Below are 17,508 nucleotides of genomic sequence, written 5' to 3' on the forward strand. Positions count from 1 at the left end.
ATTTGAGAATTCTAGACCGGTATATATTATCAAGGTTCGTATTTAATTTTGTCAGTTCGTTTGTAATATTGATGTTTATCTTCATATTTCAAACGATTTGGCTTTTTATTGATGACCTTGCCGGTAAAGGCCTGGATATTATCATTATCGGAAAATTTCTTTTCTACCTAATGCCAGACCTTACAGAGAAAGTATTACCACTGACCGTACTACTTTCGTCTATCCTTACTTTCGGTTCTTTTGCCGAAAGTTATGAATTTGCGGCCATGAAAGCTTCGGGTATATCCCTTCAAAGGTCTATGTTGAGCCTTATTGTATTTGTGGTCTTATTGGGCGGTGTCACTTTCTTTTTTGCAAATACGGTCATCCCCTTATCCCAACGAAAAATCTACAACCTAAGAAAGAATATAGCAAAGGTAAAACCCGCAGCCGTAGTCGCCGAAGGTGTATTTAGCGATTTTGAGGGAATGAATATTAAGGTGGACGAAAAACATGGTGAAAACGACCGATATCTAAAAAATGTCATCATTCACATTAAAAATAAGGGCAATGTTAACAGCACGGTCATTAAGTCTGAAAAAGGAGAACTTATCAGTAGCGAAGAGTCGGACATAATACAATTGGTCTTGACCAATGGTCATTATTACGAGGATGTAGATTCTAAAAAGAACAAACTAAAATATCCACATGCAAAGGCGTCATTTGACACCTATACGATGAATATTGAAGTGCCCGAACTGGACAAAGAGGATTTGGAGGCCGAACGTGATATCAGCACCGATAAAATGAAAAATATTTCTCGGTTAAGAAAAGATATAGATTCTTTAAAACAAGACAATTATAGGATCGTAAGAGCCTTTTCCAAAAACATGGAAAGTCGTATGGGCGTCTTCGCCCCGCTCGACCCCAAAGACACCTTGAAAACAAAAACAGCGCTACAAAAGAAGCAAGATTCTATCAGACAGATAAAATTGAAACTTTATAGAGCCAATAAAGCAAAGCAAGATTCTGTAAAGGAGAGTGTTTTATACCTATTTCCAGATTGGCAGCAAATACAGGTTTTAAGTGCCGCCAAAAACAATACCACCAATATATTGAACTCCGTACGGGGAAAAAAAGAAGAGATGCAAAAACGATATAAGATATACAACATGCATATACTGTCGTTACACAATAAATTTGCATTGGCCTTTTCTTGTATCATCCTATTTTTTGTAGGCGCTCCCCTAGGGGCCATTATTAGAAAAGGAGGATTGGGCCTACCCATGGTTATCGCAATTATCTTATTTTTAATCTATTATTTTATTGGCGTTTTTGCCGGTAATTATGCCAAAGAGGGAAATATACACCCCATGTTGGGCGCATGGCTCTCTACCCTTATAATGTTGCCTTTGGGCGTATTTTTGACCAAAAGGGCCACTGAGGATAAGGGAATGGTTAATTTTGGGGTAGTTACAGATTTCTTTAAAAACTTATTTAAGAAAAAAGACAAAAGTGGATCAGATGACAACTAGTGCACCGGATAAAATACAACTTAATACCATAGCCGAAGCTATTGAAGATATTCGCAATGGAAAGGTTATTATAGTGGTAGATGATGAAAACAGGGAAAATGAAGGTGATTTTCTAGCCGCTGCCGAATTGGCGACTCCAGAAACCGTAAATTTTATGGCAACCCATGGTAGAGGTCTTATTTGTGCACCATTGACAGAAGGAAGGTGTAAAGAATTGGGCTTGCACATGATGGTAAGCAACAACACCGATCCTATGGAAACTGCATTTACCGTTTCTGTAGACCTTAGGGGCAATGGCGTTACAACAGGTATTTCTGCCGGCGATAGATGTAAAACGGTATGTGCACTGACCGATGAAGCTACCAAACCACACGATTTGGCAAGACCTGGGCACATTTTTCCCTTGGTAGCCAAAGAAGGTGGGGTACTACGTAGAACAGGGCACACAGAGGCCGCTATAGATTTTGCCAGACTTGCAGGTCTAAAACCCGCAGGTATCATTGTAGAGATAATGAACGAAGATGGCAGTATGGCGAGGTTACCGCAACTTATTGAAGTTGCCAAAAAGTTTGATCTTAAAATCGTTTCCATCGAGGACTTGGTTGCTTACCGTATGGAGCACGATAGTTTAATAAACAAAGAAATAGATTTCGATATTACCACAAGGTTCGGGGAGTATAGATTGCGTGCTTACAAGCAAACTACCAATAACCATATCCACTTGGCTTTAACAAAAGGGGTATGGAACTCAGAAGAGCATGTACTAACACGTATCAATTCTACCCTTATAAACAACGATATATTAGGAACATTGACCAACAGTCCCGATAAAAAATTGGAAGATATGTTCAATGCCATCAATAAAGAGGGAAAAGGAGCCATTGTTTTTATAAACCAAGATTATGAATCGCTAAACCTCCTATCAAGACTATCGGAACTGAAAGAACTACAAAAACAAGGTATTCATAAAGCACCTAAAATAGATATGGATGCCAAAGATTTTGGTATCGGTGCTCAAATACTTCATGATCTCGGTATATCAAAAATGAGGTTATTGACCAATAGTCCCCAAGCCAAAAGAGTGGGAATTGTCGGTTACGGTCTAGAAATAGTAGAGTACGTTTCTTACTAACGATATGGACAACTAAAAGAGATAGGCCGGTGTTTTACACTGGCCTATCTCTTTTTTACGCTCCCACTATTTTATATTATTAGATCACTCACAACTAAGCAACCCTTCACTGGCGCTAAATTCCAATTCGAATGGGAATTCCGTTTCCGTAACGGTATTCCTTAAAATTCCAGTGATACTACCTTCTATGTGCCCATTTTCTCTTGTAATGGTAACTTCATAAATTCCAATAGGACCTACTACCGTATCCGGAAAATGCAGGCCTGTAATAGTCATAAGATTATTTGCAAGGTTATCATCGTTTAAGCCGCCAGTAGTCATGGTCTCTCCTATTTCCGGTAAAAATGATATATCCATATTTACGATCATTTCCTCATCCCCAACATTGTAAAAATCATTATGCAAATTCATCTGCAGCGTACCATTGGTCATATCTCCATTAATGTTATACCATGCCTGTTCGTAGTTGTGTTCAAAGCCCCCGCCAGAAAATTCCCAAGAGCAGGTACATTTCTTCACCTCTATCTCTAAGGTATGGGTAACTTCAGAATTCTCTTCGGCCGTAGCGGTAATATAATATTTTCCTAATTTCTGTGGAGCGGTAAACCCTCCAGTACTACTAATGTTTGCAGGGCTATTATCCTCGTGTTTAGCACTCCAAACAACTTTGATATCCTCATCTGAAAGATTAACGTCAAATTGCCTGTAATCACCTGGGGCAAGACAGTCGTCCTCTAAGGTATAGACTTCTATATACCACGGCACGTCAGCATTGATTATTATACTTGTTTTAACGGGTTCGGCATCCTCATTACCACGCAAACATTCCTGCGAATCAAACACTGCCGTCACGGTAAAAGGATATTTATCTATTTCTTCCAACGATGGTGTAAACAACCTATATTGCTGTCTTCCCCCAAAAGCGACCCCGTCATCCGCAAAACCAACATATTGTATGGCCCCCTCAGGAGTGGTAACCGTTAATTCTTTATTTAAGGCATTTTGTAACTGTACCTCCAAATCAATACTTTCGCCAGGTGTCACCTTGATTACTTCTACATTGGGCACCCAATTTAAGCTTACCGGTTTTATTACCAATTCTTTCTTCGCACTTATGGTAACCCCTCCAAATGCCTCTAACTCTAAACCAACTTCAAGCTCAGAAGTTCCAGCTTTTAATGGATATACCCTCGTATTTTCCTCATCGAGTTTAAAAGATTCCCCACTAATTTTTGCGTAAAAATATTCGCTTTTGACAATATTAATAGGTCCACAGGCAATAGAATCTATCTTCACTCTATCACCATCCAAATACCCTTGTTTTTTCAGATTATTCAACTGTTCTCCAGTAAACAGACTAGCCGCTCCCAAAACGGTAGACGTTGCGTCATCTACCGATATAAAAGAAAGTCCCAAACTTCCTATTTGAAATAAGGATTCAAAAAGATCTTTATCCATTTCCCAACCTTTCGTGGAAGCCCAAACCTTTATGTTTCCATAAGTGACAGGGTCACATGCCGATTCTTCTATAAAATCGGTAGGATCAATGGTAAATTCTAACTTATTTAACTGGGACAATCTGGTATTTTGATATCCCTCCGCTAATTTTTGAAATGCAAAAATGGCAAACCCCGCAAGCGCTCCTGCCTTAGATATTTTTGGTACGATACTTAATGCACTTGCCCCTAATGCAAGTTTATCTATTTTTTCCTTTTCCTCTAAGCTAAAATTAAAAGTATCCCAAATCTGGTTCATCTGCATGGCCAAATCATCCTCATCTATATTTTCGCAGTCTATGGGATCAATTGAAGTTAAAGTTTCATTTTTGGCCGTCACAGCTTGTTCAAAAGCATCGACCTTACCATTTATCAAATCAAGAAGGTCATACTTTTTAAGAATACGATCAGACAGGTCTATTACCGTTTCTTTATCTACACTATTGGAATCCAAGGCATCCGTATTCTCTATAAAAGGCAATAAGGCAAAATCAGTAGACTCGTTATGTAATAAATTGTAGATCATTGCAAAGGGAAAATAAGATGCGTTTAAATTTTCCAGATCTCCGGCAAACAAAGCTTTGTCTATCCCTAAATAATCTGTACTCTGGGTTAAAAGCACATCTAGGGCCAAAGCTACTTCTTTAGTATACCCGTTCGCTTTTGGCAATTCATTTATCGTAAAAGATATAGGATCGCACACAAGAGATCCCTCTCCATTTTTAAACACCACCTGCAACTCCCCTCCTTCTAAAGGCAATATGGGATGAATGGGAGCAATAATAAAAGATTCCCCATTTTCGTCTTCCGCCACGTTCATTGCGAGATCGGTAAACTCGCCCTTATACCAAAACTCGGCAGTAATATCATTCTTTAAATCATCCGAGATTCCCTTGACCGTGATTTTATCTATTGGAAATAGGCTCTGTTCTACAATACTAATATTTAAACAGATATTTAAATTCTCTATTTCCGGATCTTTGGTTTCCTCTTTTGGATCCCCTCCTTTTGTTTCATCTTTGCTACATGCCATAAGCACTAACAAAACACCTACAAAAAGAATGTATAAAACTCTGAATTTCTTGTTTTCCATAATTGTGATTATATCTTTATTAGCTGGCAATCAGCTCACTAACAAGAGTATTACAATTATAAAACAAGAAGTACCACATATGTAGCAAAAGATGCAACATATGTTAGTCTCAAATAAATAGAGAGGTTAATTCACATTAAAGCAACAAAGAAACCGACAAAGGTGCCTCGATTATTTATTGAGTGAAATAATTTTATCTTCAACACCTACAACAGGCCGCTAATGATCTCTTTCATTTTTAGCGCTCGGGCCTTCACCTCTTCTTCTGTCCAACTCAGCTTTATCAAACAAGAGATTGTTCTTTCTATCCATTGATCTGATCGTGAAAAATCGCTTGTACTATAATCCGGTAGTCGGTTTTTTACTTCTTCGGGTAATTTTCCCAAGGATTTTAAATTGGTAAGGTGTTCCCATTTTTTGTAGTAATGCCAATTATTATCAAACCAATAAAAACAGGCATCTACTCCCCCGTCAACCAATGAAGCATGGGTTTTTCTAGCAAGATCGCCCGTAGGTAAAAAGAAACTGAGGAAAGAATAATTCTCTACACCATTGTCGGGTACGCGTCTAAAGGTTACCCCTTCAATTTCTTCCAAACTGTTTCTAAGAATATCGTAATGTCTTTTCTGGATATCCAAAAACTCGTCCAATCGTTGGATCTGGGCGCAACCTACAGCTGCGTTCAATTCCGATATTCTATAGTTGTACCCTAAAAATGGATGGGACTCCGCTCCCCTATTATTTCCTACATGATCATGCCCATGATCCGAATAATGGTCCGCATTGGTATAATATTTTTCATTATTGGTAATCATGGCCCCACCTTCACCACAGGTAATAGTCTTTACATAATCAAAGGAAAAACAACCTATATCCCCATAACTACCCAAGGGTTTGCCTTCATAGCTGCCCCCTATTGCTTGGCACGCATCTTCTAGCAGCAATAAATTATGATTGTCGCAAATTGCCTTTAAACGGTTTAGATCGGCCATAGACCCACACATATGTACAGGCATAACAACCTTGGTTTTATCGGTAATCGCTTTTTCTACCGCGGCAGGGTCCAACGTCAAAGTATCATCTATATCTACCAAAACAGGTACCGCACCAATGGCCAACACAGCCTCAAAACTGGCCACAAAAGTAAACGTAGGCATAATCACCTCATCACCTGCCCCGACCCCTGCACTTACCAATGCGACCGTTAACGCAGCGGTACCGCTACTTACAACGTGTGCATATTTAGATTGCATTCTTGTGGTCAATGCTTTTTCCAACTCCTTGGTCTTCCAATGTCCTTGGCGTGCTCCATCAAACCCATAACGCATTAATACGCCCGAGTTCAATACATCGTTTACACTTTCTCTTTCTTTTTTTCCAAAAAGTTCAAATCCTGGCATAGCTATAATTTAAAATTAAAAATAAGTCAATTTTCCATGGATTTAAAGAATCTATAGATTTTCAATTTGTCCTCAATGGTAAACTCTTTATTCTCAAACCAATCGTGGGCCGCAATCTTCTGATTTTCAATCTGTGCCTTTCTGATGGCGTTCAACGAAACTATATGCCAGTGGACTCCTTTTTGTCGTGAAACCGAGTACCCTACATCTTCTGTTATATAGGACGCCTTTGGTTGGTTTATTAACCTGACCCCGTTCTTTAACACAGCCAAGGTCTTGGTAAGCCGAACAACTTCTGAAAACGAATACCTCACAAAATCATCAAACCCATTTTGTTTGGTATTATAAACTTTATCGCCAACTTCTAATTTCTTCATAAGGTTCAAAAGTCTGCAAAAGTAAATGTTGAATAGGATCCTCGATTCAATTTCACCAAGAAATTATTAACATCTACACCGCTACTTTTCCAACATAATTTAAGTATTCTTCTAAAATCCATCACTTTTTTCATAACTTCGTGCTAATGAGCAAAGTAATTTCCATATCAATTTCGTTTTTAATTCTACTACAGAGTTTTGGACTGCATACGGATGATATTGCCCAGATAGACGAGTTTATAGAGCACGCACAGTTTCATTATAAAGAATATGGAGACAATGTTCTGGTTTTTATATCAAAACATTACGGTAATCTTAAATTAGAGCACGAACGGGAACACCAAGAAGAAAAAAATGATCACGATCAGTTGCCTTTTCAGCACCAGTGCCATTTGACCCCTCTGGTTGTTTTTACACCAAATTTATGCACTCAAGAATTGAGTTCTCTTGTAGTATTCGAATCTAACAGTACCAATTTCCATTATCAGGCCCCATCCTCTTCATTACACGCCATGGGGTTGTTGCAGCCACCTCGGCAGTCATAATCAACCGTTTCTTTTTTTAGTAGCCCCTGGAAATTTCACAGGGTATTTTTCAACGTTGATTATTTTATGACAAATGCTATCATATATCATTAATTTCAGTATTAAGAACAAATTTATTGTTCTACTATTCACATGCTTTATTATAGGTTTTGGGCTTTATTCCCTATCAAAAATACCTATAGGTGCCGTACCCGATGTTACCAATAACCAGGTACAGGTAATCACCACATCCCGTAACCTATCTACCCAAGATATAGAACAGTTCATTACCTATCCGGTAGAATTGGAAATGGCCAATCTACCAGGTGTTCTAGAGATACGTTCGGTATCAAAGTTCGGTCTTTCGGTAGTTACCATTGTATTTGAAGAAGACATGGGCTCTTTTTTACCGCGGCAACTTATAGCCGAAAAAATCAAATCTGCCTCGGAAAAGATTCCCGAAGGTTTTGGCTCACCCGAAATGGGGCCAATTACGACGGGGCTCGGCGAAATATATCAGTACATTCTAGATGTTGAACCAAAGTACAAAGACCAGTACACCCCCGAAGACTTACGAACCATTCAAGATTGGATCGTTAAAAGACAGCTTTCGGGTATCCCGGGGGTCGTAGAGGTAAATACTTGGGGCGGTTTTCTAAAACAATATGAAGTCGCCATCAGTACAGATAAGCTTAATGCCATGAATATTAGTGCCCGTGATGTGTATACCGCTTTGGAAACCAATAACAGTGTTGCCGGCGGGGGATACATAGAAAAGGTAAACCAAGCTTTTTTTATTCGTGGCGAGGGACTAATATCATCCTTAGAGGATATAGAGAATATCGTAGTAAAGAACGATAATGGCATACCCATTTATATTAAAGATGTTGCTAAGGTAGGTTTTGGAAACGCCATTCGTTTTGGGGCCATAACAGGAAATGGAGAGGGGGAAAAAGTGCTCGGCCAAATAATGATGCTAAAGGATGCCAACTCAAAAAAGGTAATCGATGCCGTAAAAGAAAGAGTCGCGGATATCTCTAAATCATTACCACAGGGTGTTTATATAAACCCTTTTTTGGATCGGAGCGACCTTATTGCCAAGACAACCTTCACCGTGACCGAAAACCTTGTTCTAGGCTGCTTGATAGTGATCTTCGTTGTTGTATTGTTACTGGGCAATTTTCGTTCGGGACTCGTGGTTGCCTCGGTAATTCCTTTGTGCCTACTCTTCGCACTGTCCATGATGTATATTTTTGGAGTAGACGCCAATTTAATGAGCCTAGGTGCCATTGATTTTGGAATTATCATAGATGGTGCGGTGATCATTGTCGAATTCATAGCCTTTCAAATAAAGAAAGAACACGACAAAATAAACTCTCTGTCCGTAAAGGAACAACAGGCATTAAAGGATGATATTACTTTTAAGGGAGCCTCAAAAATGATGAACTCCGCCATTTTCGGACAACTTATTATTTTAATAGTCTTCATTCCCATTTTATCATTGAGCGGTGTAGAGGGTAAAATGTTCAAACCAATGGCACTTACCTTCAGCTTTGCATTGATCGGGGCCATGCTTTTATGCTTTACTTATGTTCCTGTAGTTACCTCTGTTTTCTTAAAGCCATCCAAAGAAGACACCCAAAATATCTCTGCACGTTTAATGGCATGGTTAAGAGCTAAATACGACCCTGTTATAGATTGGGCATTGAGAAGTAAAAAGATTGTTTTGGGCACGGCGGTGGTTCTCTTGGCCGCAGCTACCTATTTATATATATCAATGGGCAGTGAGTTTGTACCTACTTTGGACGAAGGGGATTTTGTCATCCAACCGGTTTTAAAAACCGGAACGTCTTTGAGCAATACTGTGGAGACCACTACTGAAATTGAAAATATTTTATTGCAAAAATTTCCAGAAGTAGATCAGATAATTACCAGAATAGGCGCGGCCGAAGTACCTACCGACCCAATGTCTATGGAAGAAAGCGATGTAATTATATCGTTAAAACCGAAAAGTGAATGGACCTCTGCCTCTTCTAAAGACGAACTGGCCGATAAGTTTAAAGAAGCATTGAGCATTATTCCTGGCATGGAAGTAGAATTTACACAACCTATCGAAATGCGTTTTAACGAACTTATTACCGGGGTAAGAGCAGATATAGCCATTAAAATCTTTGGTGAAAGTTTAGATGTTCTTGCTCAAAAGGGCAAAGAAATAGGAGACCTTATAAAAGACGTAGATGGGGCCGCGGATATTTCTGTCGAAAAAATTGCCGGGCTACCCGAGATGAACGTAAAATACGATCGATCCAAGATAGCTCGTTACGGATTAAACATACAAGAGCTCAACGACATGGTGGCTATGGGCTTTGCCGGAAAAACGGTAGGTAGTGTTTTTGAAGGCGAAAAAAAGTTCGATCTTGTTGTAAGATTGGATGCCGACAAAAGAAACGATATCGACAATCTTAAAAATCTTTATGTAGATATACCTTCGGGAGAAAAAATACCTTTGAGCGAACTGGCCGAAATCTCCTATAAAAAAGGAGCTGCCAAAATATCTAGGGATGACACCAAAAGAAGGATCGTTGTAGGTATTAATGTTAGAAACAGAGATCTACAATCGGTAGTCGACGATATACAACAATTAGTGAACGACCATATCTCGTTACCCTCGGGTTACTCTATTTCCTATGGCGGACAATTCGAAAATTTACAAAGTGCCAAAGCAAGACTCTTAATTGCCGTACCTATAGCTTTGGTTCTTATATTCATTCTTCTCTATTTCGCTTTTAAATCGGTAAAAGATGCCTTAATGATCTATTCCGCCATACCATTGGCGGCAGTTGGCGGGGTGTTTCTTTTATGGCTTAGAGACCTGCCTTTTAGTATTTCTGCGGGGGTCGGGTTTATTGCCCTTTTTGGAATAGCCGTGTTAAACGGAATTGTTTTGATCGAGCATTTTAAAGAATTACAAAACGAAGGATTCGATGATATGAACGCATTGATCAAACAAGGGGCCAAAGATAGGTTACGGGCCGTTTTACTTACGGCATCTGCCGCTGCCCTTGGTTTTTTGCCAATGGCCATTTCCACCAACGCAGGTGCCGAGGTACAACGACCTTTGGCTACCGTTGTTATTGGTGGTTTAATAACCGCTACGTTACTAACGTTGGTGGTCTTACCTGTTCTATATTCTTACATACACCGTTCAGAAAAGCACCAAAAGAACAAGTCAAACGGCACTATAGGCGTAATCGGCACAATTCTATTATTGTGCTCCACATCTTTACATGCACAGAGCAAAAAGACCTTAAAGGACCTATTGCCTATTGCCGTTGAAAACAATGCCGGTCTAAACGCCTACAAACTTCAAATGCACCAATCCGATGCCTTGGTCAATAGCGCTTACGATTTTGAGAAAACAAATATCTACTATCAATTTGACCAGAACAATATAGCGATCAACAACGAACCTTTGCAGGTTTTTGGGGTACAACAGAATTTTAAATTTCCAACGATTTATTTTTCCGAGAAAAAAGTAAACAAGGCCAAATACCATCTTTCGGAAAGTGCGTACCACATTCAGAAAAAAAGATTGGAAAAAGAGGTGACAACTCAATATTACGAGTACCAAGTAGCCCATGAGATGGCCAATGTGTATTCTATATTGGACAGTCTCTATAACAATTTCGCCAATATTGCCGAACGTCGTTTTGAACTTGGAGAAACCAATTATCTAGAAAAAATAACGGCCGCTTCCAAACAAAAACAAATACAACTAAAATATTTGGATGCTCAAAAGAACATGGCCATTACCCTTCAAAACCTACTTAAAACAGTACAGTCTAAAGACAGCTTTGAGATAGCGATAGAACCTGTTATTAAAGTATCGTTGAATGAAATGGATATTGAAACGAGTCCTGAGATAACCTATCATAAAAACCAAATAGATATAAGCAGGGCCCAGAGCAATCTTGAAAGTCAGCAATTACTTCCCGACATTGGCGTCAGCTATTTTCAAGGAAGCAATGCTGGTATAGACGAAAATCTGCATGGCTACCAATTGGGATTAAAAATACCCTTGTTCTTTACGGGGCAATCTTCAAGAATCAAGGCTGCCCGGATAGATAGGTTACGTGCAGAATCTGAATACAGGGAATATGAAATTCAACTGAACACCAAACTTTCAACATTAAAAAGGAAGCTCGTCACATTACAAGAGACATTGACCTACTACGAAAATGAAGGAAGTATGCTATCGGATGAGATCCTAAAAACCGCCAATGGCAGTTTCAAAAATGGCGAAATAGATTTTTACCAGTACATACAAAGTCTTGAAAGTGTCTACGAGGTAAAAATAGACTACCTAAACAAACTAAAAGAGTATAACCAAACAGTTATTACCATTAATTACCTAACACTTTAAAACAAATACCATGAAATCATATATATATAAAATACTATTGCTGGCCGCAATTTATACGGCGGCAAGTTGTGGCGAAAAAAACCAAACGGCCGCTAAAAGCGAAGACCCCATAAATACCGGCAATTCATTTATAAAAGTTACCCAAGGTCAGTTTGACCAGTTAGGCATGCAATTGGGATCTTTTGAAAAAAAGTCGTTCCCCGTACTAATTAGTGCCAATGGTATGATCGATGTTCCACCCGAAAACAGAGCGGTGGTAAACGCCACCATGGGCGGTTATATAAAAACGACCCCATTTTTAATAGGAGATAAAGTTGTGAAAGGGCAAACATTGGTGACCATCGAGAATCCTGAATTTATAAGCCTTCAACAACAATACATGGAAGTAAACGAACAACTAGGATATTTAAAGGCCGAGTATGAACGAAATAAGATCATGCAGGCAGAAAATATCACCTCGCAAAAGAACTTTTTAAAAGCGGAAAGCGAGTACAAATCCGCAGTGGCAAAACATACGGGATTAGAAAAACAATTAAAAATGCTCAATATTTCGCCAACGCAAGTAAAAGCGGGCGAGATTGTTTCTTCCGTACGGATAACAGCACCTATTTCCGGTAGCATTACCAGTGTAAACGTCACCAAGGGCACTTATGTTTCCCCGGCCTCTCCAATTATGGAAATAATAGATAATAGCCATGTACACCTAGAGCTCAATGTATTTGAAAAAGATATTATGAACGTGAAGAAAGAACAGAAAATAATCTTTACCATTCCCGAGGCCTCAAAAAACAGTTATAACGCAGAAGTACATTTAGTAGGTACCGCCATTGAAAAAAACAGGACCATTAAAGTGCACGGCCACTTAGAGGATGAGGACGAAGAAAACTTTTTAACGGGTATGTTCGTAGAAGCCAATATAATTACCGACGAAACCACGTTAAACGCATTGCCCGGTACGGCAGTAACAAAAACGAATGACCAGAATACCGTACTGGTATTGGATAAAAAAGAAGGTGATACATATTATTTTACGCAAAACATAGTTAAAGTAAGTAACGATGGGTACAATGGTTATATCCCCATCGACAATAGCAGTGACTTTCAACCGGACACTCAGTTTTTAACAGTGGGGTCCTATAATCTGATCGCTGAATAACAATTCTTATAAAATTAGGTATTGTACCGCGAAAGGTTTTGACATACTTATAGACTAAAACATTATTAAATAAAAAATAAAGTGAACAGAAATATAAAATTGATCATGGTGCTTTTTCTTACCGGGCTTACAACGCTATGTGCACAAGACTGGAAGCATAGTTTTGAAGAGGCCAAAGAAATTGCCTCTAAAGAGGACAAACCTATTATTCTTGTTTTTCAAGGGTCCGATTGGTGTGCTCCGTGTATAAAACTAGATAGGGAGGTTTGGAGTACCAACGAGTTTCAATCGTATGCAAGGGAACATTATGTAATGCTACAGGCCGATTTTCCCAGAAGAAAGAAAAATAAATTGCCAGAAGCGCAACTGAATGCCAATAAAAAGTTGGCCGAGCAGTACAATCGAATGGGCGTGTTTCCTTTGGTAGTGGTGTTGGACAAAAACGGAAACGTTTTGGGCGAAACGAGTTATCAAAAAATGGGTCCGAAAAAATACATCGCCTTACTGAACAATTTTATAAAATAATTTGAGAAAGCTTTTATTCATAACGTTTATCTTTTGCTGTAACCTTGCTATAGGGCAACAGAATTATCTGAGAACCCTAAAGTTAATGGGAAGTCGTTTTGATATTACCGTTGTGGCCAACGACTCTGTAACCGCCAATGGTTATATAGACGATGCAGTAGCAGAAATAAAAAGAATAGAAAAGCTTATTTCTTCTTGGGACAAAGATTCGCAAACCTCCGAAATCAACAAAAACGCCGGTATAAAACCCGTAAAAGTTGCCCCTGAACTCTATGCTTTGATAAAAAGGGCCATCAATATATCAAAACTTACAGATGGTGCCTTTGATATCAGTTATGCCTCTATGGACCGTATCTGGAAATTTGATGGTAGCATAACCGTTATGCCTTCGGAAGAGGAAATAAAATCTTCGGTGGCCAAAGTAGGGTTTCAGAATATTGTCTTAAATGACGAACAGCGATCTGTTTTTCTAAAACTACCGGGAATGAAAATTGGTTTTGGTGCCATCGGAAAGGGCTATGCCGCCGATATGGCCAAAAAATTGTTGATGGACAAAGGGGTTGTTGCCGGCATCATCAATGCTTCCGGCGACATGAATACTTGGGGAAAACAACCCAACGGGGATGACTGGAAAGTGGCCATTACCAACCCCTTGAACAAGAACAAGGTGTTTGCATTATTGCCTATTACCAACGGGGCGGTAGTCACCTCTGGCAATTATGAAAAGTATGTAAACTTTAACGGTAAAAGATATAGTCACATTATAGACCCCAGAAGCGGATACCCGTCCAGTGGAATTATCAGTGTTACCGTTTTTGCACCCAAAGCAGAATTGGCCGATGCACTAGCCACTTCCGTTTTTGTTATGGGCAAAGAGATCGGTCTCGACAGAATAGACCAACTGCCAAAAATTGAATGTATTATCATTGATGATAAAGGCAATATTTCAAAATCGAAGAATATAGAAATAGAAAAATTATGATAAAAAAAGCGCTAATATTCGTCGTTGTACTAAGTTCTTTTAGCAGCTGTGTCGTGGTAAAGGAGTATGACAAAGTAAACATTAATGACCCCGATATGATACTGGCCGACAAAAATTGCGACCGTAACGTGTCTACCATGCATTCGTACCGCGAAGCGGCCTCTGGTGCCAATGGAGGTAAAACTGGAGGAGGCTGCGGCTGTAATTAATAACCTAGCAACGGTAAACAAGCTATGAAACAATTAAAATATTATTTATTCATATTATCGGCATTAACATCCCTATCGCTTCTTTCGCAAGAAAGCGGAGACGCCTCATCTTACAAAAAACGTGTCTTGGAAAGTACCGAAGTAGACTTCTTAACCAGCTATTACTCGCAAGACGGTGATAATGCCGCTGTCAGCGGTGGTATTGGTACAGAAGAGCTAACGGACGTTACCGGAACATTTGTTGTTTCGATACCGCTGAACGACGATGATGTCTTAACCATAGATGCAGGGGTATCTGCCTATACTTCGGCTTCCTCTAGTAACGTAAACCCTTTTGACGGTTCGGAAGCCGCCGACCCTTTTGTGGCCAGTTCCGGTGCCTCTCGATCAGATACTTGGGTGAATTTTACAGGTTCTTACAGTCATAGTTCCGACGATAGAAACGATATATGGTCGGCCAAACTGTCCGTTTCTTCCGAGTATGATTATTTCTCGTTCGGTTTTGGTGGCGGATACACCAAACTTTTCAATGAAAAAAATACCGAACTGAGTGTCAACGGAAATATCTACCTAGATTCTTGGAAAACCATATACCCCTTTGAACTGAGACCTTTTGGAAACGATGGCATAGGCTTTTTTAGACCTACCGAAATAACGGGAAATACCGCATACAATCCCAATTTTTCTGAATTTGACAAAGAGAACAGAAACTCGTACTCCTTAGGTTTTGGCTTTTCACAAATTCTGCATAAAAACGTACAAGGTTCGCTTTCCTTGGATTTTGTAAAACAGGAAGGACTATTGTCCACTCCCTTTCAACGTGTGTATTTTAGTGATGTAGCCGACAGTTTTATCGAAGACTTTCATTTGGCCGATGACGTAGAACGCCTACCCGACAGTCGATTTAAAATTGCAATGGGCGGTAGATTGCATTGGTACGTAAACGAAATAGTAACGGTACGTACTTTTTATCGCTATTATTTTGATGATTGGGGCATTAACTCGCACACAGCAAGTATAGAAATACCTGTAAAGATTACAGATAAATTTACCCTATACCCCTCTTATAGGTTTTACAACCAGACAATGGCAGATTACTTTGCCCCTTACGAAACCCATTTATCGACACAAGAGTTTTATACCTCTGACTATGACCTTTCCGAATATGCCGCCAACCAATTTGGTTTTGGTATCTCGTATACCGATATTTTTACCAAAACACATATTTGGCGACTTGGTTTAAAAAGTATCGATCTAAAATATTACAGATATGATAGGGACACTACTTTTTCCTCTGGTATCGTTACCGCAGGCTTTAAGTTTGTAGTGGACTAATAAATCCTATAGAAAGCATCGTTTCTGATTAAACCGATAAATTCCCGGCTAGCTGTTTTAAAACAATTTCAGATACTTTAGCCTGGAACTTGGCATTACTAAAACGTACCTTGGCATTGATGTAGTTTAATTGGGCCGTTCTAAACTCTATGGTGGGTATAATACCTATTCTATATTTCTCTACGGTAATGTCTAGGTTTTCTTTTGCAATGGCCTCATTATTGCCTTCGAGCTCTATTAGGCTGATATTTGTAAGGTATGTTTGGTAGGTAGAACCCAAAAGAGCCAAAAGCTCTTGTTTTTGTTGGGCAATTTCTATCTCTGTGTTCTCTATATCCAATTTTCCGATCTTCTCGTTCCTATTTTGGTTAAAACCGTCGAACAGGTTCAGGGTCGCCCCAAAACCATAACTGAATCCCCTAGATTTTGAGCTGGTATTAAAACCAAGACTAGATTCCGATTTGCCAAAATTGTATCCCGTAGTAGCGTATATGTTTGGGTATCTTGCCGCTTTAATCTGCTTTAATTCCAGCTCGGCTATCCTCTTATTTATTTCCATGGCCAATAACTGCGGATTCTCATTCACCACCATAGTCTCTAGATCCGGTAGCAGTAATGTTTCGTCCACAAAAATTTCGGGAGCAACTTTAAAATCCGTATCCAAATCCCGCGCCAGCTGTTGGTTCAATTTGATCTTGGTATTCGCATACAGTTCTTTTTGTCGTTTCATCAAGGTTAAATCCGTATTTAGGTCCACTTGGGCATTCAATACCTCTAATTTAGAGGCCTTACCAATGGTAAACCTATTTTGTGCCAACTCTACCCTTTGTTTCGATATTTGAATGGTACTGTCCAATGCCGTTAGCTGTTGCTGCTGCTGTACCAAATCGTAATACGTAACCATCACATCACCTACGGTAGATAAGATTACCTGTTTTAACTCAGCATCGCCAAGTTTTTTATTTTCCTTTAACTGCTCATAATTTGCGAACATTCCAAAACCATCGAACAAGGTCCAATCCAAGGCGACCCCATAATTTAAACTGTTGTTTTTGGCATTGTCCTGCTCTGCTACCGTCCCGTCCAATCTTGTCTGCGAAAGATTTTGAATGCTATTGTTATCTGAAATAGAGGCTTCTACAGAAGGTAGCATACCCGCCAAACCAGGACTAACCCCATATTCATCGATCTTTAAATCGTTAGAGGCGATAATAATCTCATAATTATTCTTCAATGCCAACTTTACCGTCTCCTCAACGGTAAGTATCTCTTGGGAAAAACCCAGGGCAATACAACTAAATACAACAAATACAGATAAAAGACTACGATTACGGTATGGCAT

General features: G+C 39.3%; 13 protein-coding genes. 9 read left to right on the top strand and 4 right to left on the bottom strand.

All coding sequences use genetic code 11. From position 1 onward, the window contains the following. Positions 1 to 2 precede the first annotated feature (2 nt). Together J8L85_RS13345 and ribB are read left to right on the top strand one after the other, a co-directional pair. Positions 3 to 1,514 (top strand): LptF/LptG family permease, encoded by a 1,512-nt coding sequence (locus J8L85_RS13345; RefSeq protein ID WP_211017956.1) that lies wholly within the window; start codon positions 3 to 5, stop codon positions 1,512 to 1,514. Further along, positions 1,504 to 2,646 (top strand): 3,4-dihydroxy-2-butanone-4-phosphate synthase, encoded by a 1,143-nt coding sequence (gene ribB / locus J8L85_RS13350; RefSeq protein WP_211017958.1) that lies wholly within the window; start codon positions 1,504 to 1,506, stop codon positions 2,644 to 2,646. Before J8L85_RS13345 ends, ribB begins: the two co-directional genes overlap by 11 nt. Positions 2,647 to 2,730: 84 nt before the next feature. On the opposite strand, the gene J8L85_RS13355 is transcribed toward ribB, so the two are convergent. The 3 genes from J8L85_RS13355 to J8L85_RS13365 form a co-directional block, all read right to left on the bottom strand. Further along, positions 2,731 to 5,235: a hypothetical protein gene (locus tag J8L85_RS13355; RefSeq protein WP_211017960.1), complete on the bottom strand. Its 2,505-nt coding sequence runs from the start codon at positions 5,233 to 5,235 to the stop codon at positions 2,731 to 2,733. A gap of 206 nt (positions 5,236 to 5,441) precedes the next feature. Then, positions 5,442 to 6,635 (bottom strand): DegT/DnrJ/EryC1/StrS family aminotransferase, encoded by a 1,194-nt coding sequence (locus tag J8L85_RS13360; protein WP_211017962.1) that lies wholly within the window; start codon positions 6,633 to 6,635, stop codon positions 5,442 to 5,444. Between the two features lie 26 nt (positions 6,636 to 6,661). Beyond that, on the bottom strand, positions 6,662 to 7,012 hold the full coding sequence (locus J8L85_RS13365) for a pyruvate kinase (protein WP_211017963.1): 351 nt from the start codon (positions 7,010 to 7,012) through the stop codon (positions 6,662 to 6,664). Positions 7,013 to 7,158: 146 nt separating this feature from the next. On the opposite strand from J8L85_RS13365, the gene J8L85_RS13370 reads away from it, so the two are divergent. The 7 genes from J8L85_RS13370 to J8L85_RS13400 all read left to right on the top strand — a co-directional run bounded on the left by J8L85_RS13370 (position 7,159) and on the right by J8L85_RS13400 (position 16,166). Continuing rightward, entirely contained in the window at positions 7,159 to 7,557 is a 399-nt protein-coding gene (locus tag J8L85_RS13370) for a hypothetical protein (protein ID WP_211017964.1), read from the top strand. Positions 7,558 to 7,630: 73 nt separating this feature from the next. After that, positions 7,631 to 11,959, top strand: coding sequence for a CusA/CzcA family heavy metal efflux RND transporter (locus tag J8L85_RS13375; RefSeq protein WP_211017965.1), 4,329 nt, complete (start codon positions 7,631 to 7,633; stop codon positions 11,957 to 11,959). 10 nt (positions 11,960 to 11,969) lie between these two features. Then, a complete protein-coding gene (locus J8L85_RS13380; RefSeq protein WP_211017966.1) occupies positions 11,970 to 13,115 on the top strand; it encodes an efflux RND transporter periplasmic adaptor subunit in 1,146 nt (381 codons plus the stop codon). Positions 13,116 to 13,196: 81 nt separating this feature from the next. Beyond that, positions 13,197 to 13,640 carry a thioredoxin family protein gene (locus J8L85_RS13385; RefSeq protein WP_348771756.1) on the top strand — a complete coding sequence of 148 codons (444 nt, stop codon included), beginning with the start codon at positions 13,197 to 13,199 and terminating at the stop codon, positions 13,638 to 13,640. 19 nt (positions 13,641 to 13,659) lie between these two features. Beyond that, positions 13,660 to 14,622 carry an FAD:protein FMN transferase gene (locus tag J8L85_RS13390; protein ID WP_348771761.1) on the top strand — a complete coding sequence of 321 codons (963 nt, stop codon included), beginning with the start codon at positions 13,660 to 13,662 and terminating at the stop codon, positions 14,620 to 14,622. After that, positions 14,619 to 14,831, top strand: coding sequence for a DUF4266 domain-containing protein (locus J8L85_RS13395; protein ID WP_211017968.1), 213 nt, complete (start codon positions 14,619 to 14,621; stop codon positions 14,829 to 14,831). Before J8L85_RS13390 ends, J8L85_RS13395 begins: the two co-directional genes overlap by 4 nt. Before the next feature lie 24 nt (positions 14,832 to 14,855). Beyond that, positions 14,856 to 16,166: a DUF3570 domain-containing protein gene (locus tag J8L85_RS13400; RefSeq protein WP_211017969.1), complete on the top strand. Its 1,311-nt coding sequence runs from the start codon at positions 14,856 to 14,858 to the stop codon at positions 16,164 to 16,166. A 28-nt stretch (positions 16,167 to 16,194) separates the two neighbouring features. On the opposite strand, the gene J8L85_RS13405 is transcribed toward J8L85_RS13400, so the two are convergent. Further along, entirely contained in the window at positions 16,195 to 17,508 is a 1,314-nt protein-coding gene (locus tag J8L85_RS13405; RefSeq protein WP_211017971.1) for a TolC family protein, read from the bottom strand.

The sequence above is a fragment of the Maribacter sp. MMG018 genome (assembly GCF_018100785.1).
Classification (GTDB): domain Bacteria; phylum Bacteroidota; class Bacteroidia; order Flavobacteriales; family Flavobacteriaceae; genus Maribacter.

What these genes read in the sequence shown, in the direction of transcription:
- J8L85_RS13400 (WP_211017969.1), top strand. Translation starts at nt 14,856, where the DNA reads ATGAAACAATTAAAATATTATTTATTCATATTATCGGCATTAACATCC.
- J8L85_RS13405 (WP_211017971.1), bottom strand. Translation starts at nt 17,508, where the DNA reads ATGCCATACCGTAATCGTAGTCTTTTATCTGTATTTGTTGTATTTAGT.
- J8L85_RS13355 (WP_211017960.1), bottom strand. Translation starts at nt 5,235, where the DNA reads ATGGAAAACAAGAAATTCAGAGTTTTATACATTCTTTTTGTAGGTGTT.
- J8L85_RS13360 (WP_211017962.1), bottom strand. Translation starts at nt 6,635, where the DNA reads ATGCCAGGATTTGAACTTTTTGGAAAAAAAGAAAGAGAAAGTGTAAAC.
- ribB (WP_211017958.1), top strand. Translation starts at nt 1,504, where the DNA reads ATGACAACTAGTGCACCGGATAAAATACAACTTAATACCATAGCCGAA.
- J8L85_RS13375 (WP_211017965.1), top strand. Translation starts at nt 7,631, where the DNA reads ATGCTATCATATATCATTAATTTCAGTATTAAGAACAAATTTATTGTT.
- J8L85_RS13395 (WP_211017968.1), top strand. Translation starts at nt 14,619, where the DNA reads ATGATAAAAAAAGCGCTAATATTCGTCGTTGTACTAAGTTCTTTTAGC.
- J8L85_RS13370 (WP_211017964.1), top strand. Translation starts at nt 7,159, where the DNA reads ATGAGCAAAGTAATTTCCATATCAATTTCGTTTTTAATTCTACTACAG.
- J8L85_RS13380 (WP_211017966.1), top strand. Translation starts at nt 11,970, where the DNA reads ATGAAATCATATATATATAAAATACTATTGCTGGCCGCAATTTATACG.
- J8L85_RS13365 (WP_211017963.1), bottom strand. Translation starts at nt 7,012, where the DNA reads ATGAAGAAATTAGAAGTTGGCGATAAAGTTTATAATACCAAACAAAAT.